Below are 25,002 nucleotides of genomic sequence, written 5' to 3'. Positions count from 1 at the left end.
CCGGGAGAGGGTAGCGTGCGTAGCGCGCCGTGGCGATTGTTCTCGGCCGCGCGCCTCTCATCCATCCCGCAGAATGGGTGGTGTAGGTGCGCCCGAGCGCGATCGGGCGCGGACGTCGACGCGGCCCCCCGGTCCGCTCCGTCCGCACCCCCAGCCGAGGAAGGGCGCACCGTGAGACGGCGTAGGAGAGAAGCGATACCTGTGAGCGCAGCGAGCACGCGAAGCCGCACCCCCGACCGCCTGTGCGCCGAGGCCGTCGACCTCGCCCGCACCGCCGCCGAGGAGGCTGCCGCGCCCGGGGTCGTCGGCGAGCACGTCGGGATGGTGTCCGAGGGCGACCGCGTTGTCACGCACTTCTTCGAGGCCAAGGAGCTGGGGTACCGGGGCTGGCGCTGGGCGGTGACCGTCGCCCGGGCCTCCCGCGCGAAGGTGGTCACGCTCGACGAGACGGTGCTGCTGCCCGGCCCCGACGCGCTGCTCGCTCCGGAGTGGGTGCCGTGGAGCGAGCGGCTGCGCCCCGGTGATCTGGGCCCCGGGGACCTGCTGCCGACGGAGGCCGAGGACCTGCGCCTGGAGCCCGGTTTCACGGGCGAGGACGAGGCGCCGCCGAACTCCGCGGTCTCCGGCGAGATGGCGGAACTGGCCGAGGCGGAGGACGCGGAGGTGACCGCCGGAACTCCGGCGAACCTGCCGATCACGCCGTCGCGCGGCTCGATCGCGGCGGTCGCGGAGGAACTGGGCTTGCGTCGCGCCCGGGTCCTGTCCCGCTACGGCCTGCACACCGCGGCGGACCGCTGGGAGGACGCCTTCGGCCCCCAGACGCCGATGGCCCAGGCGGCGCCCGCGACCTGTGCCACCTGCGCCTTCCTGGTGCCGATCGGGGGCTCGCTGGGCCAGGCGTTCGGCGTGTGCGCCAACGAGTTCTCCCCGGCGGACGGCCGCGTGGTCTCCCTCTCGTACGGCTGCGGCGCCCACTCGGAGGCGGCCGTCATGCCGAGGACACCGAGACCGGCTCCGCCGGTGGTCGACGAGACGAAGGTGGAACCGTTCCCGCTGCGCCCCGCGCCGGACTCGGGTTCGGTGCCGCCGGTGGCGGACGAGACCTCGGCGGAGCTGGGGCACTCGTAGGACCGCCGCGCATCCCGGCCCGCCGGGGCCACTCGGCCCGTTCGGCGCCTGCGGACGAGGCCGTTCAGGCCGAGGCGGAGTCCGGGAGGGGCGGCCCCCGGGGCAGCCACCCCGGCAAGCGGCGCCTTCCATGGGCTACGGCACCCCCGGCGCACGGTACCTTCATCCCGCAGCGCTGAGAGGGAGAGTGAACCGTGAGCAAGTTCGTGCGGCCGGCAGTCGAGGGCGCGGACCCGTTCGGGACGGCGCGCCTGCGGCGCGGGGTGCTGGACGCCTGGGCCACCAGCCCGGCCCGGTTCCGCGAGGACGCCAACGCCGAGGAGGACCTCGTACTCGGCGGGTACCGCGACCGTCTGGTCGTCGAGCTCGCGCAGAACGCCGCCGACGCGGCGGCCCGGGCGCAGGTGCCAGGCCGGCTCCGGCTCACCCTCCGCGACGGTGTCCTTGTCGCCGCCAACACCGGCGCTCCCCTGGACGCGGCCGGTGTCGAGTCGCTGTCCACGCTGCGCGCCTCCGCCAAGCGTGACACCCAGGACCAGGCCGTCGGCCGCTTCGGCGTCGGCTTCGCCGCCGTCCTCGCCGTCACCGACGAACCCGCCGTCGTCGGCCGGCACGGCGGGGTCCGCTGGTCCCTGGCCGAGGCCCGCGAACTGGCCACCGAGACCGCCCTGCACAGCCCCGGCCTCGGCGACGAGATCCGCCGCCGCGACGGGCACGTGCCGCTGCTGCGGCTGCCGTTCGCCGCCGAGGGCAGCGCCCCGGACCGCTACGACACCGTCGTCATCCTCCCGCTGCGCGACACGGCCGCCGCCGACCTGGCCGAACGGCTTCTCCGGGCGGTCGACGACGCCCTCCTCCTCGCCCTTCCCGGGCTGGCGGAAGTGGTCGTCGAGATCGGCGATCAGGACACCCGCACCCTGCGCCGCCGCACCGAGGGCACCGACACGGTCATCGAGGACTCCCGCGACGGCATCACCCGCTGGCGCACCGCCTCGCACCACGGCCCGCTCACCCCGGACCTCCTCGCGGACCGCCCGGTCGAGGAGCGGCTGCGTCCCCACTGGTCCCTCACCTGGGCCGTCCCGGTCGACGCCGACGGCACCCCGGCCCGCCCTCGTACCGCCCCGGTCGTGCACGCCCCCACCCCCAGCGACGAGGTGCTCGGTGTGCCCGCCCTGCTCATCGCGTCGTTCCCGCTGGACACCAGCCGCCGTCACGTCGCCCCCGGCCCGCTCACCGACCACCTGGTGGAGCGGGCCGCCGACGCCTACGCCGAACTCCTCGCCGACTGGCGGCCGGTGACCTCCGGCGTCATCGACCTGGTGCCGGGCCCGCTCGGCAAGGGCGAGCTGGACGGCGCGCTGCGCGCGGCCCTGCTCGACCGGCTGCCGCGCACCGCCTTCCTGCCGCCCGCCAACGACCCGGGAGACGACTCCGAACTGCCCGAGGCGCTGCGCCCGCGGGACGCCGAGATCGTCGAGGGCGCCGGCGCGGGGACCGTACGGGTGCTCGCCGAGGTGCTGCCCAGCCTGCTGCCCGCGGGCCTGGAACGCCGTGTGGAACTGCGGACGCTGGGTGTCGCCCGGGTGCCGCTGACCGAGGCGGTCGACCGGCTCGCGGGTCTGGAGAGGGAGCCCGGCTGGTGGTGGCGGCTTTACGACAGCCTGGCCGGTGTCGACCCGGACCGGCTCTCGGGACTGCCCGTGCCGCTGGCCGGGGGTCCGTCCCAGGCGTTCGGCACGGGGGGAGGCCGTACGACCATCGGGCCCCGGCAGGTTCTGCTGCCCACCCCCGACGGACCGCCGGTGGCTCCCGACGCACTGGCCCGGCTGGGCCTCAAGGTCGCCCACCCGGAGGCCGCCCACCCTCTGCTGGAGAAGCTGGGCGCCCTGCCGGCCACTCCGCGCGCCGTCCTGACCACCCCGCAGGTGCGGGCCGCGGTCGCCGCCTCCCTCGACGACGAGGGACCCGGCTGGGACCAGGAGGGCCTGGACGCCGACGAGTTGGCCGACACCGTCCTCGCCCTCGTCCGGGAGGCCGGTCTCGAACCCGGTGAGGAGCCCTGGCTGGGCGCCCTCGCCCTGCTCGACGAGGACGGCGAACTCGCGCCCGCCGGCGAACTCGTCCTGCCCGGCAGCCCCTTCGCGAGTGTCATGCGCGAGGGCGAACTGGCCCTGACAGACGCCGAGTTGACAGAGCGCTGGGGAGAACGGCCGTTGGCCGCCTGCGGTGTGCTCGCCAACTTCGCCCTCGTCCGGGCCACCGATGTCGTCCTCGACCCGGACGAACTGGAGCCCCGGGACGCGGACTTCGCCGAGCCCGACGACGTCGGTCTGCTCGACGCCGTCGACGTGTGGTGCGAGGACGTCCTGGACCGGCTGCCCGAAACCCCCGTGCCGCCGGTGGCGACCGAGATCGTCGCCGTGCGCGACCTCGACCTCGTCGACGACGACCACTGGCCGCAGGCCCTCGCCCTCCTCTCTCAGCCCCCGCTGCGGGACGCGCTCACCCAGCCGGTGCGGATCCTGCTCCCGGACGGCACGCACGAGGTCGTGCGGCCGTACACGGCCTGGTGGCTGCGCGGCCACCCCGTGCTCGGCGGGCGGCGGCCCGCCGGTCTGCGCGCCGCGGGCGGCGATCCGCTGCTGCACGGCCTGTACGACGAGGCCGACGCGACCGGCTTCGAGGACGAGCAGGTGCTGCGGGCCCTGGGCGTACGGACGTCCGTGGCCGCCCTGCTCGACGAGCCCGGCGGCGCGGCCGAGCTGCTGGACCGGCTCGCCGACCCGGAGCGGCACGTCTCGGCCGCCCAGCTCCACGCCCTGTACACCGCGTTGGCCGACCTCGACCCGGAGCAGGTGACCCTGCCGGACGAGCTGCGCGCGGTCGTCGACGGCCGGGTGACCGTGGTGGACGCCGCCGACGCGGTGGTCGTCGACTCGCCCGACCTGCTGCCCTTCGCCGAGGGCGTCCCGCTGCTGCCCGTGCGCCCCACGCGGGCGGCCGATCTCGCCGAGCTGTTCCAGGTGCGGCGGCTGAGCGAGTCGGTGACGGGCGAGGTGACCTCCGAGGGGGTCGAGCACGACGTACCGGAGTCCGTACGCGTCCTGCTCGGCGCGTCCACCCCGGCCTCGTACGTCGAGCACGAGGAGCTCGTCGTCGACGGCGTGGAGATCGACTGGCGGCTCACCGACGACGGCGTTCTGCACGCCTCGACCCTGGAGGGCGTCGCCGCCGGGCTCGCCTGGGCGGCCGGGCAGTGGCCGCGCCGCTTCGAGGTCGCCGCCCTTCTGGAGGACCCGTCCCGCACGGAGGAACTGGCGCGGGACCGCTGGTTCGACTGAGGGCCACATGTCGAGGGGTGCCCGGGTGGTGGGGGGACGAGCGTCGACGTGAGGTGACCGGCTTCGGTCCACCACGCGATCCGGGGCCGCCCTGCCGGGGCGCCCCCGGAGTGCGCCGTGCGCCCGGCCGCCCGGGCCCATGCCGGTGAGGCGCCGCAACGCGTCCGCGTAGGGCCGCCGCGGGGCATACGAATCTCACGGCGTCACGCGGGGAAGCGACGGTCGACCCACTTCCACAGGAACTCCAGGGCGGCCGCCGCCACCGCCGCGATGCCCACCGCGACCCACGGGATCGTCATCCCGACCAGCCTCAGCGCGAAGAAGTGCTGCAACGAGGGCACGATCAGGACGCACAGGAACGCCACACCCATCGCGGCCACCAGGGCGAGCCGCCACCAGGTGTAGGGCCGCGCGATGATCGCGAGCACCCACATGGAGATCAGGAAGAGCGTCAGGGTGGCCGCGCTGGTCTGCGCGTCCAGCGCACCCGGGCCCGTGTAGGAGTGCCGGGCGATCAGATAGGTGACGAAGGTGGCGACCGCCGCCACCACCCCGCCCGGGATCGAGTACCGCATCACCCGCCGGACGAAGTGGGGTTTCGCCCTCTCCTTGTTGGGGGCGAGCGCCAGGAAGAAGGCCGGGACGCCGATCGTCAGGGTCGACAGCAGGGTCAGATGCCGCGGCAGGAACGGGTACTCCACCTGCCAGCACACCACCAGCACCGCCAGCAGCACCGAATACACCGTCTTGACCAGGAAGAGCGTGGCGACTCGCGTGATGTTCCCGATCACTCGCCGCCCCTCGCCGACCACCGACGGAAGCGTCGCGAAGCTGTTGTCGAGCAGCACGATCTGGGCCACGGCCCGGGTCGCCTCCGAGCCCGAACCCATCGAGACGCCGATGTCCGCGTCCTTCAGCGCGAGCACGTCGTTCACGCCGTCGCCGGTCATCGCCACCGTGTGCCCGCGCGACTGCAGCGCGCCGACCATGTCCCGCTTCTGCTGCGGGGTGACCCGGCCGAAGACGGTGCCCTTGTCCAGTGACTTGGCCATCTCCGCCTGGTTCGAGGGCAGCCGACGGGCGTCCAGGACCCGGCCGGCGATGCCGAGCTTCCCGGCCACCGCGCCCACGGACACCGCGTTGTCTCCGGAGATCACCTTGGCGTGGACGTTCTGCTCGGCGAAATAGCGCAGGGTGTCGGCGGCGTCCGGGCGCAGCCGCTGCTCCAGGACGACCAGGGCGGTGGGCCGGGCGCCGTCCTTGATCCGGGTGTCGTCGAGGTCCCGGGAGGCGCGGGCGAGCAGCAGCACGCGCAGCCCCTGCTCGTTGAGCCGCACCGTTTCTGCCAGGGCCGGGTCGTCGGGGTTCAGGAGGACGTCCGGGGCGCCGAGCAGCCATGTACTGGACTCGCCGTTGCCCTCGCTGAAGGAGGCGCCGCTGTACTTGCGGGCGGAGGAGAAGGGCAGGGCCTCGGTGCAGCGCCAGTCCTCGCTGTCCGGGTAGGCGTCGATGATCGCCTGGAGGGAGGCGTTCGGGCGCGGGTCCGACTCGCCGAGCGCGCCGAGGACCTTCCGTACGTACGTCTCGTCGGCGCCCTGCAGAGGCCGCAGTTCGGTGACGTCCATGCCGCCCTCGGTGAGGGTGCCCGTCTTGTCGAGGCAGACGGTGTCGACGCGGGCGAGCCCCTCGATGGCGGGCAGCTCCTGGACGAGGACCTGCTTGCGCCCCAGCCGGATGACACCGATGGCGAAGGCCACGGAGGTCAGCAGGACGAGCCCTTCGGGGACCATGGGCACGATGCCGCCGACCGCACGGGCGATGGAGTCCTTGAACCCGCCCTGCTTGACCACCAGCTGGCTGATGGCCAGGCCTATCGCGGTCGGGACCATCATCCACGTCACGTACTTGAGGATCGTGGAGATCCCGCTGCGCAGCTCGGAGTGGACGAGCGTGAAGCGGGTCGCCTCCTCGGCGAGCTGGGCGGCGTAGGCCTCGCGTCCCACCTTGGTCGCCTTGAAGGCGCCGCCTCCCGCGACGACGAAGCTGCCGGACATGACCGGATCGCCGGGCTGTTTGACGACGGGATCGGCCTCACCGGTCAGCAGCGACTCGTCGATCTCCAGCCCGTCGGTCTCGACACAGGTGCCGTCGACCACGATCTTGTCCCCGGGCCCGATCTCCATGATGTCGTCGAGCACGATGTCGGACGTGGCGACCTCGGCGGCCATTCCGTCCCGGCGGACCGTCGGCCTCGCCTCGCCGATGACCGCGAGCGAGTCCAGGGTCTTCTTGGCGCGCCACTCCTGGATGACGCCGATGCCGGCGTTGGCGATGATCACGTATCCGAACAGGCTGTCCTGGAACGGTGCCACGAACAGCATGATCAGCCAGAGCACACCGATGATCGCGTTGAAGCGGGTGAAGACGTTCGCGCGGACGATCTCGCCCAGGGAGCGGCTGCTGCGCAGCGGTATGTCGTTGACCTGACCGCGGGCGACCCGCTCGGCCACCTCGGCGGCGGACAGCCCCCGCGCCCGCTCCGGCACGGGGGCGGGGTGTACGGGGTCGAGTCCGGCGCCCGCGTCGATGTGCGTCATGCATTCGACGGTACGTGTGGATATGGGCCTTCACCCGCCGAGCGCCGCAAAGATCCGACCACGGGAGGACGGGTCTCGTGCCGTGGTTGTACGGCCCGACCCCGGGGCGCTACCGCTCGGCGGCCGGTACGGCCCGACCCCGCTACCGCTCGGCGGCCGCGGCCCGCTTGATCGCCGCGTCCCGCCTGCGTACGTACCAGATCCCGATGCAGCCGAGGCCTCCGCCCGCCAGGCACGTCCACAGCCACCAGGTGTGTCCGTGCTCGGCGAACCAGCCGTAGAACGGCAGCTGGGCGAGGAAGAGGACGAACCAGAGGATCGTGCCGCCGGTGATGGTGGCGACCACGGGGCCCTCAAGGGGCTCCGGCGCCTCGTGTCTGGGGGTCCACTTCGCCATGCGCACAGCTTACGAGGGGATCGTGCGGGACCGGTGAGGACCCCGGGTGCCTTGTGCGCCAAGGGTCTACGCGCGGAGATAGCGATCTGCGCCTTATATGTTCATACTGAAACTGTTCGAGTCTGGCCATTTGTATTCGTACGAAACACCAACAGACGTATGGGGGAACCTGTTGGTGATCAGGCGAAGGCGAGACTCGATCACGTTTGTCCACGATCCCCCGCGCACCATTGAGGTCCCGCATGCCCACCTCGGCCCCCGCCAAGGCCTCCGCCCCGCAGCAGCCGGGTAGCCGGCCCGCGTCCGGCGCCCTCGACCGCTACTTCAAGATCTCCGAGCGGGGCAGCACGCTGTCGCGTGAGATCCGTGGCGGTTTCGCCACCTTCTTTGCGATGGCGTACATCATCGTGCTGAATCCGATCATCCTCGGTAGCGCGAAGGACATGTACGGGCACCACCTCGACCATGGCCAGCTGGTCACCGCGACCGCCCTGACCGCCGCCTTCACCACCCTGCTCATGGGTGTGATCGGCAATGTCCCGATCGCGCTCGCCGCCGGTCTCGGTGTGAACACGGTCGTCGCGCTCCAGCTCGCCCCGCGCATGTCGTGGCCGGACGCGATGGGCATGGTCGTCCTCGCCGGCTTCTTGGTGATGGTGCTGGTCGCCACCGGTCTACGTGAGCGCGTGATGAACGCCGTGCCGCTCGGCCTGCGCAAGGGCATCTCGATCGGCATCGGCCTGTTCATCATGCTGATCGGTCTGGTGGACTCCGGCTTCGTCACCCGTATCCCGGACATCGCGCAGACCACGGTCCCCCTCCAGCTCGGCGCCGACGGCCACCTCAACGGCTGGCCGGTCCTGGTGTTCATCCTCGGCACGCTGCTCACCTTCGCGCTGATCGTCCGCAAGGTGCCGGGCGCGATCCTGATCTCGATCGTCACGATGACGGTCCTCGCACTCGTCCTCAACGCGGTCGCCAAGATCCCCACGTGGGGTCTGACCGTCCCGAAGTGGCCGGGTAACCCGGTCGCCACCCCCGACTTCGGCCTGATCGGCAAGGTCAGCCTGTTCGGCGGCTTCGGCAAGGTCGGCGTGCTGACCGGAATCCTCTTCGTCTTCACGGTCCTGCTGTCGTCCTTCTTCGACGCGATGGGCACGATCATGGGCATCAGCGACGAGGCCAAGCTGACCGACGCCGAGGGCAACATGCCCGGCATCAACAAGGTGCTCTTCGTGGACGGCATCGCCGTCGCGGCGGGCGGTGCCAGCTCCTCCTCGGCCACCACCTGCTTCGTGGAGTCCACGGCGGGCGTCGGCGAGGGTGCGCGCACGGGCTTCGCGAACGTCGTCACCGGTGCCCTCTTCGCGGCGGCCCTCTTGCTCACCCCGGTCGCCACGATGGTCCCGTCACAGGCGGCCACCCCGGCGCTGGTCGCGGTCGGCTTCCTGATCCTGTCCAACTCGGTCAGGGAGATCGACTGGGCGGACCACACGATCGCGATCCCGGCCTTCGTGACGATGATGATGATGCCGTTCACGTACTCGATCACGAACGGGATCGGCATGGGCTTCATCACCTTCGCGGCCCTGCGCCTGGCGGCCGGGCGCGGCCGTGAGGTCCCGGTCCCGATGTACGTGGTGGCGGCGGTCTTCGCCTTCTACTACCTGATGCCGGCGCTGGGCCTCACCTGATGCGGGCTCTGGGCCTGACCTGATCCGCTGTGGGCACCTGATTCCGCGGGGGTCACCTGATCCCGCGGGGGTCATCCGATCCCGCCGGGGTCATCCGATCCGTCGGGGTCAGGTGACCCCGTAGAACCTCTCTGTCTCCTCGACGGCGGCCTGGAACCGCTCGTCGAAGTCATCCCGAATGAGCGTCCGGACGACATAGTCCTGGACGCTCATTCCTCTTCTGGCGGCATGGTGCCGGAGCCGCTCCAGCAGCTCCCTGTCTATCCGCACGCTGAGCACGTTGGTCCCCATGCCTACGAGGGTCGCCGTACCCGGGCGGGCGGGGCGTCACGTTCCGCCGCTATATCACTCATATGGGTGATAGGTGCAGCTCGGGAATTTCCCGGAGGAGCCCGGGAACGCGGGCCCGCAGTGGCCGGAGTCACCCGTGGGGCGTCACGCTCCAGTGGTCTTTAGGGAAAGTAATGAGTTACCCTAAAGAGCATGGTTGACCTGACCCATGGCGACGACGCTGCCGCCGTGAACGCTCTGCGCTCCGCTGTGATGCGCCTGTCGCGCCGACTCAAGCACCAGCGGGTCGACGAGTCGCTGAGCCCCACCGAGATGTCGGTGCTCGGCACGCTGGCCCGCTGCGGCTCCGCCACCCCGGGCGAGCTCGCCCGCAAGGAGCACGTCCAGCCGCCCTCGATGACCCGCATCGTGGCGCTGCTGGAGAGCAAGGGCCTGGTCAGGCTGGAGCCGCACCCGGAGGACCGGCGTCAGAAGGTGGTCACGCAGACCGAGCGGGCCGAGGCGATGCTCGAGGAGAGCCGCCGCAAGCGGAACGCCTTCCTTGCCGGACTGGTCGAGGCCCTGGACGAGGACGAGTGGGCGAAACTCCGCGCCGCCGCCCCCGTGCTGGAGAAGCTCGCGCACCTGTGACCGGGGCACATCCCTGACCGGCGCGGCCCACGCCCGCGTACGTACGAAGCCGTCATCGCAAGGATACGAAGCCGTCATCGCAAGGAGGCGAACCCCTTTGAGTTCGGGACCCGGAGCAGCTTCCGCCCCCGCACCAGCCACCCACGACTCCCCGTCCACCCACGACGCCCCGTCTGCCCACGAGACCCGTCCGACCCGGCCCCACCCCACCCTCACGTCTGCGCGGGGGCCCGCATCCGCCGAGGCGGTCGAGCCCCGCCCGTCCTCGATGTTCAGCTCCCTGCGCGTTCGCAACTACCGGCTCTTCTTCCTCGGCCAGGTCGTCTCCAACACCGGCACCTGGATGCAGCGCATCGCCCAGGACTGGCTGGTGCTGAGCCTGACCGGCTCCTCCACCGCCGTCGGTGTCACCACGGCGCTGCAGTTCCTGCCGATGCTGCTCTTCGGCCTCTACGGCGGTGTCCTCGTCGACCGCCTTCCCAAGCGCCCGACCCTGCTGGTCACCCAGTCGGCGATGGGCGCCACGGGCCTCGTCCTGGCATTCCTGACCCTCTCCGGCGATGTCCAGGTCTGGCACGTATACCTGGCGGCCTTCGCCGTCGGACTGGCCACGGTCGTCGACAACCCGGCCCGCCAGTCCTTCGTCTCCGAGATGGTCGGCCCCCGGCAGCTCCAGAACGCGGTCAGCCTGAACTCGGCGAACTTCCAGTCCGCCCGTCTGGTCGGTCCCGCGGTGGCCGGCGTCCTGATCACCGGCGTCGGCACGGGCTGGGCCTTCCTGCTCAACGGCCTGTCCTTCCTCGCCCCCGTCGCCGGCCTGCTGCTGATGCGCGCCCGGGAGCTGCACGTCGTGGAACGCGCCCCGCGCGGCAAGGGCCAGCTCCGCGAGGGCCTGCGCTATGTCGCCGGGCACCCGGAGCTGATCTGGCCGATCGTCCTGGTCGGCTTCATCGGCACCTTCGGCTTCAACTTCCCGGTCTGGCTGTCGGCGTACGCGGACGACGTCTTCCACGCGGGCGCCGGTGCCTACAGCCTCTTCAACACGCTGATGGCGCTCGGCTCACTGACCGGCGCGCTGCTCGCCGCCCGCCGCGGCACGGCCCGGCTGCGCGTGCTGATCGCGGCGGCGGCCCTCTTCGGCGCGCTGGAGATCGTGGCGGCCGGCGCCCCGTCGCTGTGGCTGTTCTCGCTGCTCATGGTCCCGATAGGGATCTTCGGCCTGACGGTGAACGTCACGGCGAACACGGCCGTCCAGATGGGCACGGACCCTGCGATGCGCGGCCGCGTCATAGCCCTGTTCATGATGGTCTTCATGGGCGGTACGCCGCTGGGAGCGCCGGTGGTCGGCTGGATCACGGACGCGTACGGCGCCCGGGTCGGCTTCGCCGCGGGCGGACTGGTCTCGGCGGCGGCGGCCGTGACCATCGGTCTGATCCTGGCCCGGTCCGGCGGTCTGCGCCTCGCCGTGGGCTGGCACCAGGGGCACCCCCGGGTGCGGTTCGTGCCGCGTGAGCGGCTGGAGCAGCCGGCGCGGTCGGCGCCCGTGTCGGTGTGACCGGGTAGGGGGCGCCCACGGGGCGCCCCCGGCGCGGCTCACACGCGGCGCGCCGGCACCTGTCCGGGCCACCGGTCGTCCCCGACGGTGAAGGCCTGGGTCTGATGGCCGTTGGCCGCGTGATCCGTTCCCTGGAAGGGTGACGTCATGAGACTCTTCGCCGCGGTGCTGCCACCCCCGGACGCGATCCGTGAACTCGCCTCGGTCGTACACGAGTTGGAGGGGATGCCGGGGGCCCGGGGGCTGCGCTGGACGGAACGGCCGGCCTGGCACTTCACACTCGCCTTCTACGGCGAGGTGGCGGAAGACGTGGTACCGGACCTCTCGGAGCGGCTGTCGCGGGCGGCCCGGCGCACCGAGCCGTTTCCGCTGTCCCTGTGCCGGGGCGGACACTTCGGCGGACGGGCGCTGTGGGTGGGGGCGTCCGGCGATGTCGCGGCGATGCGGCTGCTCGCCGACCGCGCGGAGTCCGCGGGCCGGAAGGCGGGGGTGGAGACGGGGGAGCACCGCCGCTACCGTCCGCATCTGACGCTGGCCCGCAGCAACCGGGGTTCCGCGGACTTCCGGCCCTACGTCACGGCGCTGGACGCGTTCGTGGGGCAGGAGTGGACGGTCGACGAGCTGTGCCTGGTACGCAGTCGGCTGCCGAGGTCGGGGGTGGCGGGTGAGCAGCCGCGGCACGAGACGGTGGAGCGGTGGGGGCTCGGCGCGGACGGGTGATGAGGGCCGGTTAGTCTCGGTACGTGGACCCGAAGACCCGTAACCGGATCATGGCCGGTGTGCTCGTGCTGATGTTCGCGGTGGTGGCGCTGGCGGCGGCGGTCGGCAAGTAGACCACCGCCAGCGCCCTGCCCGGGCGGGTTCGCTGTTGTCGTGAGGCCCGCCGGGCGGGTTGGCTCTTGTCCCTGAGACCTGTCGGCCGACGCCGGGAGCCCGGATGAAGCCGGCTTACGGCCGACGCCCGGAGCGTGGAGCCGGCTTCCGGCTGCCGCCCGGAGGCTGGAGCTGGCCTTGCCGACCTCGGAGCTTGGAGCTGGCTTCGGCTGCCGCCCGGGGCCTGGAGCTGGCCTTGCGGCTGCCGCTCGGGGTCTGTGGTTGGCCTTGTGGCCGACGCTCGGGGTCTGTGGTTGGCCTTCCGGCCGACGCCCGGGGCCTGAAGCCGACCTTGCGGCTGACGCTCGGGGGCTGTGGCTGGCCTTGCGGCTGCCGCCCGGAGCCTGAAAGCCGGCCTCCGGCCGACGCCCGAGCCCGGAGCTGGCCTTGTGGCCGACGCCCGGGCCCGGAGCCTGAAGCCGGCCTTGCGGTTGACACCCGGGGCCTGGAGCTGGCCTTCCGGCCGATCGCCCGGAGCCTGGAGCTGGCCTTGTGGCTGACGCTCGGGGCCTGGAGCTGGCCTTGCGGCTGACGCCCGGAGCCTGAAAGCCGGCCTCCCGGCCGACGCCCGAGCCCGGAGCTGGCCTTGCGGCTGACGCTCGGGGCCTGTGGCCAGCCTTGCGGCTGACGCCCGGGCCCGGGGCCTGTGGCCAGCCTTCCGGCCGACGCGGAGCCTGAAGCCCGACCTTGCGGCTGACGCTCGGGGCCTGGAGCTGGCCTTCCGGCCGATCGCCCGGAGCCTGGAGCTGGCCTCCCGGCCGATCGCCCGGAGCCCGGAGTCGGCCTTCCAGCCGACCCCCGGGCCCGGGCCCGGGTTCTCGGCCAGGGCGCGGCTCCCGGACCCCGGCGACCCGGCGGGGCCGACCCCCGCCGGGGTGGCTCAGCCCTCGGGCGTGCCCTGCGCGTCCCGGAATCGCCGGCGGCGGCCTGGCAACGGCTTCGGCGCGCGGCCCCGCGGCCGGGCGGCTCCGCGTGCCGCCCCACCCGCGCGGCCCCGCGGCCGGGCCGCTCCGCGTGCCGCCCCACCGGCTACCAGGCGAATGCCTCCGGGGACGGGCCCGTGCCCGGGAAGATCTCCTCCAGGCCCGCCAGCACCTCCTCCGAGAGCTCCAGCTCGACCGCGCGCAGCGCCGATTCCAGCTGCTGCGCGGTGCGCGGGCCGACGATCGGGCCGGTGATGCCGGGGCGGGTCAGCAGCCACGCGAGGGCGGCCTCGCCGGGTTCGAGCCCGTGCTTCTCCAGCAGTTCCTCGTAGGCCTGGATCTTGGCGCGGACGGCGGGATCGGTGAGTGCGTCGGCGGTCCGGCCGCTCGCCCGGCGTCCACCCTCGGCCTCCTTCTTGATGACGCCGCCCAGCAGCCCGCCGTGCAGCGGCGACCACGGGATGACGCCGAGCCCGTAGTCCCGCGCGGCCGGGATGACCTCCATCTCGGCGCGGCGCTCGTAGAGGTTGTAGAGGCACTGTTCGCTGACGAGCCCCAAGGAGCCGCGCCCGGCGGCGGTCTCGTTGGCCTGGGCGATCTTGTAGCCGGGGAAGTTGCTGGAGCCCGCGTAGAGGATCTTCCCCTGCTGCACCAGCACGTCCATGGCCTGCCAGATCTCGTCGAACGGAGTGCTCCGGTCGATGTGGTGGAACTGGTACAGGTCGATGTAGTCGGTCCCCAGCCGCTTGAGGCTGGCGTCGACCGAGCGACGGATGTTGAGGGCGGAGAGCTTGTCATGGTTGGGCCAGGCGTCGCCGTCCGGGGCCATGTTGCCGTACACCTTGGTGGCGAGCACGACCTTGTCGCGCCGCTCGCCGCCCTGGGCGAACCAGGTGCCGATGATCCTCTCGGTACGGCCCTTGTTCTCGCCCCAGCCGTACACGTTGGCGGTGTCGAAGAAGTTGATGCCCGCGTCCAGCGCCGCGTCCATGATCGCGTGGCTGTCGGCCTCCTCGGTCTGCGGGCCGAAGTTCATGGTCCCGAGGACGAGCCGGCTGACCTTGAGTCCTGTGCGTCCGAGCTGCGTGTACTTCATGACTGCCTAGCCAACGGTGTGGAGTGCGCTCTAGGCAAGGGGAGTTGGCCGCGGGTCGGCTTCAGGTTCGGTCACCGTCTTCCGGCCGCGTACGCCTCCCCCAGCCCCCACCCCTCGTACATCGCCCCCGCGAACGCCGCCGCGATCTTGTGTTCACCGCTCGCGTTCGGGTGCGTGCCGTCGTAGGTGTCCGTGTGGATGTCGTACGAGGGCGGGAGTGAGGCCGCCAGCAGCGGCGAGCCGGGCTCGTCCAGGTCGGCGGTCGTCTTGGCCAGCAGTTCGTTGAAGAGCTCCACCTGGGCCGCGAACGGGGCGTCCGCCTGCGCCCGGATGTTCGGGATCACCGGCAGCAGCACCATGCGGATGCGCGGATTGGCCGTCCGGGCCTGGGCCACGAAGCGCCGTACGTTCTCCGCCGTCTGTTCGGCGTTCGTGTAGAAGCCCAGGTCGATCAGGCCCAGGGAGACGAGCAGTACGTCCGCCCGGGTCTCCCTGACGGCCTGGGCGATCAGGGGGGCCATGTGCACCCAGCCCTCGCCCCAGCCCGCCAGATGGGCGCGCGGGAAGTCCGGCTCGGCGTAGGCGTACGACGTCGGCGTGTCGGTCGCCTTGTCGTACAGCGTCTCGCGCGGGCCGACGAGCGAGCACGGGCCGCCGTACGTCGCGCACAGGTGCTGCCACAGCCGGTAGCGCCATGTGTGTTCGCCCGCGCTGCCGATGGTCATGGAGTCGCCTACGGGCATGAGCCTGAGCATCCGCTCATCATGGACGATCACCATGGGACGTGTGGGGTGGCCCGGTGTGAGGATCGACACGCCCCGCGGCGCCGGGCGCACGGATCGGTCCAGAGGGGCGTCCGGTGTGTGTCCCGGGCGCCCCTCATCCGCGTACCGGGAAGGTCAGAGCTTCTCGATCACGTAGTCGATGCACTTCGTCAGCGCCTCGATGTCCGCCGGGTCGATCGCCGGGAACATCGCGACACGGAGCTGGTTGCGGCCGAGCTTGCGGTACGGCTCGGTGTCCACGATGCCGTTGGCGCGCAGGACCTTGGCGACGGCCGAGGCGTCGATCTCGTCCGCGAAGTCGATCGTGCCGATGACCTGCGAGCGCTTGGCCGGGTCGGCGACGAACGGGTTGGCGTACTTGATGTCCTCGGCCCAGCCGTAGAGGGTGCGCGCGGAGGTGGCCGTGCGGCGCACCGACCAGTCGAGGCCGCCCTGGCCGTTGAGCCATTCCAGCTGCTCGTTGAGCAGGAACAGGGTGGCGAGGGCCGGGGTGTTGTACGTCTGGTTCTTGCGGGAGTTGTCGATCGCCGTGGGGAGGCTGAAGAACTCCGGGATGTGGCGGCCGGAGGCGTGGACGCGCTCGGCACGCTCGATCGCGGCCGGCGAGAAGACGCCGATCCACAGGCCGCCGTCGGAGGCGAAGGACTTCTGCGGGGCGAAGTAGTAGACGTCCGTCTCGGCGATGTCGACGGGAAGGCCGCCGGCCCCGGAGGTGGCGTCCACGAGGACCAGGGAGCCCTCGTCGGCGCCCGCGACACGCTTGATCGGCATCGCGACGCCCGTCGACGTCTCGTTGTGCGTGAAGGCGTACACGTCGACGCCCGCCTCGGCCTCCGCCTCGGGGTGCGTGCCCGGGTCGGTGGAGATCACGGTGGGCTCGGCCAGCCAGGGGGCGAGCTTCGCGGCCTTCGCGAACTTGGAGGAGAACTCGCCGAAGCTGAGGTGCTGCGACTTGTTCTCGATCAGGCCGTGGGTCGCGATGTCCCAGAACGCGGTGGAGCCGCCGTTGCCGAGGATGACCTCGTAGCCCTCGGGGAGCTGGAAGAGCTCGCGGATACCCTCCCGCACCTTGCCGACGAGGTTCTTGACCGGGGCCTGGCGGTGGGACGTGCCGAGCAGGGACTTACCCGTGGCGGCGAGGGCGTCCAGCGCCTCGACCCGCACCTTGGAGGGACCCGCGCCGAAACGACCATCCGCGGGCTTGATGTCAGCAGGAATCTGGATATCAGCCACGAGCCGGAGGGTATCCCCTCGGTGAAACCGGACGGAAACGTGTCCGTTCGATGAGACGAGGTCCTGCGGCCGGTGGCCTTGTGAGGATCTACGAGGACCCCCGACCGGGGGACCCACGAGGATCTACGAGGACCCCCCGACCGGGGGACCCACGAGGACTCCCGGTCTTCAGGGGGGTGCTCGCCGTGCCCGTGCATCCTGGGGAACATGACGGATCTCGGGAAGCGGGGGCAGGGGGCCGTGAGCGTGGACGCGGGCGCACTGCTGGCGCGGCTGCGCACTGCGGTGCGCGGCGCGGTCGAGTTCGGTACGACGGCGCGCGCGCTGCACACCATGGACGCGTCCAACTACCGGCGGGTGCCCCTCGGTGTGGTCGCTCCCCGGGACGCGGACGACGTGGCGGCCGTACTGAGCGTGTGCCGGGCGCACGGCGTGCCGGTCGTCGCCCGCGGCGGCGGCACGGCCATCGCCGGGCAGGCCACGGGCACGGGCGTGGTGCTCGACTTCACCCGGTTCATGAACGGGATCGTCTCCCTCGACCCCGAGGCGCGTACCGCGGTGGTGCAGCCGGGCCTGGTCCTGGACCGCCTCCAGGAGGCCGCCGCCCCGCACGGGCTGCGCTTCGGCCCGGACCCGTCCACGCACAGCCGCTGCACCCTGGGCGGCATGATCGGCAACAACGCGTGCGGCTCCCACTCGGTGGCCTGGGGCACCACGGCGGACAGCGCCCGAGAACTGTCGGTGCTCACCGCGCGGGGCGACGCGCTGACCCTGGGTCGGCAGTGGCGGGGCGCCCCCGAAGGCCTGCGGGCGCTGGCGGAGGGCGAGTTGGCGCTGCTGCGCACCGGCTACCCGTCCCTCCCGCGCCGCATCTCGGGGTACGCGCTGGATGCGCTGCTGCCCGAGAAAGGCGCGGACGTCGCCCGTTCCTTCTGCGGCTCCGAGGGCACCCTGGGGATCCTGACGGAGGCGGTCGTCAGCCTCGTCGAGGCACCCCGCGCGCGGGCGCTCGCCGTGCTGGCGTACGCGGACGAGAGCGCGGCGGCCCAGGCGGCGGCCGGACTGCTGCCGCACGGCCCGCTGACGGTGGAGGGCATGGCCGCCGACCTCGTACCCCCGTCGGCTGGGCTGCCACGCGGCGGCGCCTGGCTGTTCGTGGAGGTGGGCGGGCAGAGCGCGGCGGAGGCACGCGCGCACGCGGAGGCGATCGTCCGGGCGGCGGACGTGACGGACGCCGCGGTGGTCACGGACCCGGCCGGACAGCGGGCCCTGTGGCGCCTGCGCGAGGACGCGAGCGGTACGGCGACGCGGATGCCGGACGGCAGCGAGGCATGGCCGGGCTGGGAGGACTGCGCGGTGCCGCCGGCCCGGCTGGGGGAGTACCTCGGGGAGTTCCGGCGCCTGCTGGCCGACCACGGCCTGCGCGGCGCGCCGTACGGCCACTTCGGGGACGGCTGCATCCACGTCCGCATCGACTTCGACCTGATGACCCGGCCGGGCATCGCCCGCTTCCGCCGCTTCTCGCGGGACCTGGCGGAGCTGGTCGTCGCCCACGGCGGCTCGCTCTCCGGGGAGCACGGCGACGGCCAGGCGCGGGCGGAGCTGCTGCCGACGATGTACGGACCGGAACTGGTGGGCCTCTTCGAGCGCGCCAAGGACGTCTGGGACCCGGACGACCTGCTCAACCCGGGGACGCTGGTGCGGCCCGCCCGGCTGGACGAGAACCTGCGGTTCGCGGTGCTGCCCCGGGAGCCGGTGCCGGTCGCCTTCGGCTACCCGGCGGACGCCGGAGACTTCTCGGCGGCCGTCCGCCGGTGCGTGGGCGTCGCCAAGTGCCGTACGACGACGGTGTCCGGCGCGGCCGTGATGTGCCCCTCCTTCCGGGCGACCGGCGAGGAGGAGCACTCCACCCGCGGGCGGGCCCGGCTGCTGCACGAGATGCTGGCGGGTGAGGTGGTCACCGACGGCTGGCGGTCGACGGAGGTCAGGGACGCGCTGGACCTGTGCCTGTCCTGCAAGGGCTGCCGCACGGACTGCCCGGTCGGCGTCGACATGGCCACCTACAAGGCCGAGTTCCTGCACCACCACTACGCGGGGCGGCGCAGACCGGCCGCCCACTACGCGATGGGATGGCTGCCGGTCTGGCTGCGGGCGGTCGCCCGCACCCGCACGGCCGCGGTGATCAACGCCCTGGCCTCGGTGCGGCCCTTGGCGGCGCTCGGCAAACGGCTGGGCGGGATCGCGCCCGAGCGTGCGATTCCGCGCCTGGCCGAGGAGACGTTCACCCGGTGGTGGAGGCGGGAGTCCGCGAGGCGCCGCCGCGCGGCTTGCCGGGTCGGCGGCGGACCCGGTGACGGCCCCCGGGTCGTCCTGTGGCCGGACACCTTCACGGAGCATCTGTCGCCCTCCGTCGGCCGGGCGGCCGTACGGGTGCTGGAGGCGGCGGGTCTGCGGGTGGTCCTGCCGCCGACGGTGCGCGGACGGCCGGGCCGGGACGGCGGCGCACGGCTCCCGCGCACCGGGCCGACCTCCCTCCTGGGCCCGGTGTGCTGCGGACTGACGTACGTCTCCACGGGCCAGTTGGACCGCGCCCGTACCGTCACGCGCCGCACACTCGACCTGATGGAGCCCGTGCTCGCGACCGGCGTCCCGGTGGTCGTCCTGGAACCGAGCTGTGCGGCCGCCCTGCGCACGGACCTGCCCGAGCTGTTGGGCGACGACCCACGAGCCCCCCGGCTGGCGGCGGCGGTGACGACGTTCGCGGAGGCCCTGGAGCGGCACGCCCCGCACTGGACGCCGCCACGGGTGGAGCGCCCGGTGGCCGGGCAGACGCACTGTCATCAGCACGCGGTCCTCGGCGACGCGGCCGACCGCCGGCTGCGCGCAGCGGCGGGCCTCACCGGCGAACTGAGCGGCGGCTGCTGCGGACTGGCGGGCGACTTCGGCTTCGCCAAGGGCCACTTCGAGGTCTCGAGGGCCTGCGCGGAGGACCAGTTGCTCCCGGCGGTACGGACGGTGCCCGAACACGCGGTCGTCCTCGCGGACGGCTTCTCCTGCCGCACCCAGCTGGAGCAGCTGGCGGGCCGGAGGGCACGGCACCTGGCGGAGGTACTGGCGCAGGCGCTGGAAGGGACCAAGGAGTGAGGACCAACGCGGTGAACTCCGCGTCGGCGGAGTGGCGGCATCACAGGTAGTCGGAAAGATGGAAGGGCGGAGCTGAGCGGGCTCGCCCCGGCCGGTGACCGCGACACCCCGACGCCCGGAGCCGGCTCCGGTCCGTCCGCAGTCCGACCAGGCGTCACCGTGTCCCGCCGAGGAGCCTTCGCATGTCCCTGCGCATCCGCCCGATCTCCCGTGAGGAACACCTGGCGTTCATCGCCTCGCGCCCGTCGGCCAGCCCTCTGCAGATGCCCTCATGGGGTGATGTGAAGCCGGACTGGCGGGCGGAGAGCCTGGGCTGGTTCGAGGAGGGCGGGGACCGGCCGGCCGGGGTGGGCCTGGTGCTGTTCCGCCCCTTGCCGAAGCTCAGACGGTATCTGGCGTATCTGCCCGAAGGGCCGTTGATCGACTGGTACGCGCCGGACCTCGACCGGTGGCTGGAGCCCCTGCTCGCGTATCTGAAGGGCCGCGGTGCCTTCTCGGTGAAGATCGGCCCGCCCGTCGTCGTACGCCGCTGGAGCGCGGACGCCGTCAAGGCCGCCATCGCGGACCCGGGGGCGCGGCGGCTGCGGGACGTCCCGGCCACCGACCACCAGCCGGGCGCGGGCGGTATCGAGGACCGGTTGCGCCGCATGGGCTGGCGGCCGGCGCGGGCGGACGGCGAGGAGGGCTTCGCGGCCGGCCAGCCCCGGTACGTCTTCCAGGTGCCGCTCGCCGGACGGACGCTCGACGACATCCAGCGCGGCCTGAACCAGCAGTGGCGCCGCAATGTCAAGAAGGCCGAGAAGGCGGGCGTGAAGGTGGTGCAGGGCGGCTACGAGGACCTGCCGGCCTTCTACACCCTCTACACCGAGACCGCCGAGCGCGACCGCTTCGTCCCCCGCCCGCTGCCGTACTTCCAGCGGATGTGGACCGCGCTGACTGCGGAGGACCCCGGCCGCATGCGGCTCTATCTCGCCCACCACGACGGCGAGGTCCTGGCGGCCGCGACGATGCTGACGGTCGGCAGCCACGCCTGGTACTCCTACGGCGCCTCCACCAGCCGGCGCCGCGAGGTCCAGCCGAACAACGCCATCCAGTGGCGCATGCTGACCGACGCCCACGACAGGGGCGCCGCCGTCTACGACCTGCGCGGCATCACCGACACCCTGGAGGACACCAACCACCTCCTGGGCCTGCTCCGCTTCAAGGCCGGCACGGGCGGGCACGCGGTGGAGTACCTGGGGGAGTGGGACTACCCGCTCAACCGCCTGCTCCACAAGGCACTGGAGATGTACATGTCCCGCCGTTGAGCCGGGATGGCATGTCGGGGGCGTCGCGGGCGTCAGGGGCGTCGGAGCCGGATGACGGAGCCCCCTGATCTACGCCTCCGGCTGCCTCTACGCCTCCGCTGCCTCTATGCCTCCGGCTGTCTCTACGCCTCCGGCTGCGCCATCGCCTTGCCCCGGCCCACCTGCGTCCGTACCGCACCCATGCTCGCCGCGATGACGAGCGCGATGGCGACCGCCTGGATCGCGGTCAGGGACTGCCCGAGGACCAGGAAGCCCGCTGTCGCCGCGACCGCCGGTTCCAGGCTCATCAGGATTGCGAAGGTGGAGGCGGGCAGCCGGCGCAGGGCGAGCAGCTCCAGGGTGTAGGGCAGGACCGAGGAGAGCATCGCGACGGCCGCCCCCAGCCCGATCGTCGCCGGTACGAGCAGCTTCGTGCCCGACTCGACGACCCCCAGCGGCACGAACAGCACCGCGGCGACCGCCATCGCCAGCGCGAGTCCGTCGGCCTGCGGGAAACGCCGCCCGGTGCGGGCGCTGAAGACGATGTACGCGGCCCACATCGCACCCGCGGAGAGCGCGAAGGCGACGCCCGTCGGGTCCAGGTCGCCGAAGCCTCCGCCGCCCAGCAGGAAGACACCGCTCAGGGCGAGACCCGCCCAGATCAGGTTCACCGCGCGGCGGGACGCCAGAACGGAGAGGGCCAGGGGGCCGAGGACCTCCAGGGTGACGGCGGGGCCGAGCGGAATGCGGGCCACGGCCTGGTAGAAGAGGCCGTTCATCGCGGCCATGGTGACGCCGAAGACGACGACCGTGCCCCAGTCGGTCCGTGAGTGCCCGCGCAGCCGCGGCCGGCAGACCAGGAGCAGGACGGCCGCCGCCGCCACGAGTCGCAGGGTGACCACACCGAGCGCGCCGGCCTGGGGCATCAGGCTCACCGCGAGCGCCCCGCCGAACTGCACGGAGACGCCCCCGGCGAGCACCAGCCCGACGGGCCCGAGGGAACCCCCGCGACGCGGCCCGCCGGGCGCTGCGGGGGCGGAGTCCGGGGCGGTGGGGACCGAGGCCGGGGTGGCGGGGGCGGCGCTGGGCGTGTTCACGGGGCCTTCCGGTGGGCTTCATTCAGAGTTCGTTCAGCAGGGTGTACCTGCCAGTCCAGGGTAGTGGACCGAGTCAGGCGTGTGAACCCCTTATGCGCCTGTACTGGGACGGCATGCGCCTGTACTGGGACAGCCGAGGTGCCGACACGGGGCCTGGGACCCCCGGCGCGGGTCAGACGCCGGGCCAGGGCGTGTCGTCGCGGAAGAGGGGACGGCCGTCCGGCAGGTGGTCGGGGAGGACGCCGGGTGCGTCTCCGGTGGACCGGTACGGGGCGTCCTGGTGGTGGGGCCCCACGTGGGGGACGTGGTACGGGTCGGGGGACCAGCCGCCCCGGTGGGCCGCCGGCACCTCACCGGCGTACTCCATCGGGTCCCGCGTCGGCGCCCCGGCCGCGTACTGCACCGGGACTGTCACGGGCATGGCGCCCGCGCCCGCCGCCGCGAACAGTGGCAGCCGCAGCTCTCCCGTGTCCATCAGCGCGTTGTTCTGCGACCGGTGCAGACGCGCGTAGGCCCCGCCCCGGGCCAGCAGTTCCTCGTGACGGCCCGTCTCGACGATACGGCCCCTGTCGACGACGAGGACGCGGTCGGCGTCGGGTGCCAGGTTCAGATCGTGCGTGATCATGATCGTGGTGCGGCCGGCCATCAGACGCCGCAGCGGTTTGACCACCCGTCGGGCGGCCAACGCGTCGAGGCCGGTCGTCGGCTCGTCAAGGACGAGGACCGGCGCGTCCCGCAGGATGGCGCGCGCGATCGCGAGGCGCTGGAGCTGACCGCCGGACAGCCGGGCCGAGTGGGGGTCGACCCTGGTGTCGTACCCGTCCGGCAGCCCCGTCACGAAGTCGTGCGCGTCCGCCGCCTCGGCCGCCTCGATGATCGCCTGGTCGCTGGCCCCGGGCCGTCCGCAGGCGATGTTCGCGCGGACGGTGTCGTGCAGGACGAGGGTCTCCTGCGGCAGCAGCGTGATGTACTCGCGCAGCCGGGCCAGCGGGAAGGCGCCGAGCGGGGCGCCGTCCAGGAGGACCGAGCCGGAGTCGGGGTCGTAGAAGCGCAGCAGCATCTTGGAGACGGTGGACTTGCCCGCGCCGCTCGGCCCGGTGATGATCACCAGCTCGCCGGGCCGTACGGAGAAGGACAGACCCGCCAGGGCAGGCTGGTCCGCGCCGGGGTAGCGGAAGGAGACGTCCCGCACCTCCACGGCACCGTCGGGCCGGCCCACCGGCGCGTCCGGGCAGCGGGCCGGGTCGCTCACCGAGGGCCGTACGTCGAGGATCTCGATCAGCCGCTCGGCGCCGGCCGTGGCCGCCGTGACCGTGAGCCCGAGCTGGGCGAGGCCGCGTACGGGCGGGTACAGATAGCCGAGGAAGGCCGCGAACGCGAGGAGCTGGCCGAGCGTCATCCGTCCGCCGGAGATCTCCCAGGCTCCCAGGCCGATCACCGCGAGCACGCACACCGTCTCGATGACCTGGACGAGCTGCTCGTACAGCTCGTTGAGCCGGGCCGAGCGCACCGACGCCCGGAACCAGGCGTTCGCCTCCCGCCCGAGCCGCCGCCGCTCCGCGTCCCGGCGGCCGTAGGCCTGTGTGAGCACGATGTTGCCGAGGGACTCCTCCACCACGGAGGTGATCGCGCCGTCGGCGACGCGCCCCTCGCGCGAGACGGACTTGATGCTGCCGGAGAAGCGCCGGGCGGCCAGCCAGAACAGCGGCGCGAGCACGAAGGTCGCCGCCGCCAGGTCCCAGCGCAGCCAGAACGCGGCGGCCGCGTAGAAGACGGCGCTGAAGGCCGCGGAGGCGGCGCCCACCAGCCCGGACACGACCATCGTCTCGATCGCCTCGACATCGCTGGTCAGCCGGGACAACAGGTCGCCCTGCCGGTGCCGTTGGAAGAAGTGCGGCGGCAACTGCTGTACGTGGTCGAAGACGTGCTCCCGCAGCCGCATCACGAAGCGCTCGGCGATCCACGCGGCCAGGGAGTTGCCCGCGTACCCGATGGCCCCGCCGAGCACGGCGGCCCCGAGCCACTCGACGGCCGGGCGCCAGAACGCGCCGAGCGAACCCTTCTGCAGCGCGTGGTCGGTGAGTTCGCCGAACAGCAGGATGGCGGCGGTCTCGGCGAGCGCGGCGAGCACCGTGCACACCCAGACCCCCACGAGTCGGCCCCGCAGACCCTTGGTCATGGGCCAGAAGCGCCGGAAGGCGACACGGGCGGGAATGGTGGGGGTGTCGTCGTCCGCGTACTCGTCGCCGTCCGTGTACTCGTACTCGTACTGGTCCGTAGCGGTCATACCCGTAAGGCTCGGCCATAAGGATGGGCCACCGCTTTGAAATGCCTCGGAGTGGGCTGTGAAGTGCCGTTCGGCAATCACCGGGAAATGCCGAAGAGGGACGGCGGTGCACCGTCGTCCCTCTTCATCCTCGCCGGATCAGCCGTCGTGGCCGGGCAGCGGCTTGGGCAGCGGCTTCCGCTCGTGCTTCTTCTTCGGACGCGGCTTCGGCGGGTGCGGGAGCTGCTTCGACGCGGGCTTCGGGGGCAGCGGGGCAAGCTTCTTGAAGCTCATTCCGACTCCTTGAGAGTTTTACTGTGCAATGGTGTGAGAATTCTCTGCGGACGTGGGCGGGGATTTCGGGTTGTGCATCTCGTGAGATTCTCCGCCGCCCGACATGGAAGAACTTACACGGCGCCGAACCGCGCAATGGCAAGGAACAGCAAACAGGCGCTGTGAATAGCTGGGAGAAGCCTGGGTGTCGAGGGGGGAACCTGGGTGTTGGTTGTCCCCCGGGGACCGTTGCTGTGAGCTCCCTGGCGAACACCCCGGCCGACGCCTCCCGGACGCCCCGCGACCCGAATCAATACAAGCACGCTTGATTGTTTCTGTGCCGACTGCCATGCTCCCCACGCACACCGTCGTGCCCCGAGGGGAGCGCAT

At 72.4% G+C, this 25,002-nt stretch carries 17 protein-coding genes; 8 read left to right on the top strand and 9 right to left on the bottom strand.

What is annotated here, in order from left to right; all coding sequences use genetic code 11:
- Nucleotides 1-201 precede the first annotated feature (201 nt).
- Nucleotides 202-1,128 carry a DUF3027 domain-containing protein gene (locus ASC56_RS07805; RefSeq protein WP_055490487.1) on the top strand — a complete coding sequence of 309 codons (927 nt, stop codon included), beginning with the start codon at nucleotides 202-204 and terminating at the stop codon, nucleotides 1,126-1,128.
- Between the two features lie 194 nt (nucleotides 1,129-1,322).
- Entirely contained in the window at nucleotides 1,323-4,472 is a 3,150-nt protein-coding gene (locus tag ASC56_RS07800; protein WP_055490486.1) for a sacsin N-terminal ATP-binding-like domain-containing protein, read from the top strand.
- Nucleotides 4,473-4,675: 203 nt separating this feature from the next.
- Here the strand turns inward: ASC56_RS07800 and ASC56_RS07795 are convergent, their stop codons facing one another.
- A complete protein-coding gene (locus tag ASC56_RS07795; protein WP_055490485.1) occupies nucleotides 4,676-7,069 on the bottom strand; it encodes an HAD-IC family P-type ATPase in 2,394 nt (797 codons plus the stop codon).
- 142 nt (nucleotides 7,070-7,211) lie between these two features.
- Nucleotides 7,212-7,466 carry a DUF2530 domain-containing protein gene (locus tag ASC56_RS07790; protein WP_055490484.1) on the bottom strand — a complete coding sequence of 85 codons (255 nt, stop codon included), beginning with the start codon at nucleotides 7,464-7,466 and terminating at the stop codon, nucleotides 7,212-7,214.
- A 242-nt stretch (nucleotides 7,467-7,708) separates the two neighbouring features.
- Between ASC56_RS07790 and ASC56_RS07785 the strand changes: the two genes are divergently transcribed.
- On the top strand, nucleotides 7,709-9,160 hold the full coding sequence (locus ASC56_RS07785; protein ID WP_055490483.1) for an NCS2 family permease: 1,452 nt from the start codon (nucleotides 7,709-7,711) through the stop codon (nucleotides 9,158-9,160).
- 108 nt (nucleotides 9,161-9,268) lie between these two features.
- Here the strand turns inward: ASC56_RS07785 and ASC56_RS07780 are convergent, their stop codons facing one another.
- Nucleotides 9,269-9,451, bottom strand: a complete 183-nt coding sequence (locus tag ASC56_RS07780) for a ribbon-helix-helix protein, CopG family (RefSeq protein WP_055490482.1) — start codon at nucleotides 9,449-9,451, stop codon at nucleotides 9,269-9,271.
- Nucleotides 9,452-9,643: 192 nt separating this feature from the next.
- Between ASC56_RS07780 and ASC56_RS07775 the strand changes: the two genes are divergently transcribed.
- The 3 genes from ASC56_RS07775 (at nucleotide 9,644) to thpR (ending at nucleotide 12,356) form a co-directional block, all read left to right on the top strand.
- Nucleotides 9,644-10,081, top strand: coding sequence for a MarR family winged helix-turn-helix transcriptional regulator (locus ASC56_RS07775; RefSeq protein ID WP_055490481.1), 438 nt, complete (start codon nucleotides 9,644-9,646; stop codon nucleotides 10,079-10,081).
- A 97-nt stretch (nucleotides 10,082-10,178) separates the two neighbouring features.
- Entirely contained in the window at nucleotides 10,179-11,636 is a 1,458-nt protein-coding gene (locus ASC56_RS07770) for an MFS transporter (protein ID WP_107309200.1), read from the top strand.
- Between the two features lie 147 nt (nucleotides 11,637-11,783).
- Complete coding sequence (gene thpR / locus ASC56_RS07765) at nucleotides 11,784-12,356, top strand: RNA 2',3'-cyclic phosphodiesterase (protein WP_055490479.1); 573 nt, start codon at nucleotides 11,784-11,786, stop codon at nucleotides 12,354-12,356.
- Nucleotides 12,357-13,538: 1,182 nt separating this feature from the next.
- Here the strand turns inward: thpR and ASC56_RS07760 are convergent.
- From ASC56_RS07760 to serC, 3 genes are all read right to left on the bottom strand, one after another.
- The gene (locus tag ASC56_RS07760) at nucleotides 13,539-14,528 is read right to left on the bottom strand and encodes an aldo/keto reductase (protein ID WP_055490478.1); all 990 of its coding nucleotides are present in this window, start codon (nucleotides 14,526-14,528) and stop codon (nucleotides 13,539-13,541) included.
- 71 nt (nucleotides 14,529-14,599) lie between these two features.
- The gene (locus ASC56_RS07755; RefSeq protein ID WP_055490653.1) at nucleotides 14,600-15,283 is read right to left on the bottom strand and encodes an SGNH/GDSL hydrolase family protein; all 684 of its coding nucleotides are present in this window, start codon (nucleotides 15,281-15,283) and stop codon (nucleotides 14,600-14,602) included.
- Between the two features lie 144 nt (nucleotides 15,284-15,427).
- Nucleotides 15,428-16,546 carry a phosphoserine transaminase gene (gene serC / locus ASC56_RS07750; protein WP_055490477.1) on the bottom strand — a complete coding sequence of 373 codons (1,119 nt, stop codon included), beginning with the start codon at nucleotides 16,544-16,546 and terminating at the stop codon, nucleotides 15,428-15,430.
- Nucleotides 16,547-16,753: 207 nt separating this feature from the next.
- On the opposite strand from serC, the gene ASC56_RS07745 reads away from it, so the two are divergent.
- Together ASC56_RS07745 and ASC56_RS07740 are read left to right on the top strand one after the other, a co-directional pair.
- A complete protein-coding gene (locus ASC56_RS07745) occupies nucleotides 16,754-19,690 on the top strand; it encodes an FAD-binding and (Fe-S)-binding domain-containing protein (protein WP_055490476.1) in 2,937 nt (978 codons plus the stop codon).
- A 182-nt stretch (nucleotides 19,691-19,872) separates the two neighbouring features.
- The gene (locus ASC56_RS07740; RefSeq protein WP_055490475.1) at nucleotides 19,873-20,997 is read left to right on the top strand and encodes a peptidoglycan bridge formation glycyltransferase FemA/FemB family protein; all 1,125 of its coding nucleotides are present in this window, start codon (nucleotides 19,873-19,875) and stop codon (nucleotides 20,995-20,997) included.
- A gap of 122 nt (nucleotides 20,998-21,119) precedes the next feature.
- On the opposite strand, the gene ASC56_RS07735 is transcribed toward ASC56_RS07740, so the two are convergent.
- The 3 genes from ASC56_RS07735 to ASC56_RS42755 form a co-directional block, all read right to left on the bottom strand.
- Nucleotides 21,120-22,073 carry a DMT family transporter gene (locus ASC56_RS07735; protein WP_055490474.1) on the bottom strand — a complete coding sequence of 318 codons (954 nt, stop codon included), beginning with the start codon at nucleotides 22,071-22,073 and terminating at the stop codon, nucleotides 21,120-21,122.
- Nucleotides 22,074-22,245: 172 nt separating this feature from the next.
- Nucleotides 22,246-24,360, bottom strand: coding sequence for an ABC transporter ATP-binding protein (locus ASC56_RS07730; protein ID WP_055490473.1), 2,115 nt, complete (start codon nucleotides 24,358-24,360; stop codon nucleotides 22,246-22,248).
- Between the two features lie 138 nt (nucleotides 24,361-24,498).
- On the bottom strand, nucleotides 24,499-24,633 hold the full coding sequence (locus ASC56_RS42755) for a hypothetical protein (RefSeq protein ID WP_267887608.1): 135 nt from the start codon (nucleotides 24,631-24,633) through the stop codon (nucleotides 24,499-24,501).
- Between the last annotated feature and the right edge of the window lie 369 nt (nucleotides 24,634-25,002).

The organism is Streptomyces sp. TP-A0356, assembly GCF_001417775.1.
Lineage (GTDB): Bacteria > Actinomycetota > Actinomycetes > Streptomycetales > Streptomycetaceae > Streptomyces.
The sequence above is the reverse complement of the archived record's forward strand: the minus strand, read 5'-3'. Positions and strand labels throughout refer to the sequence as shown.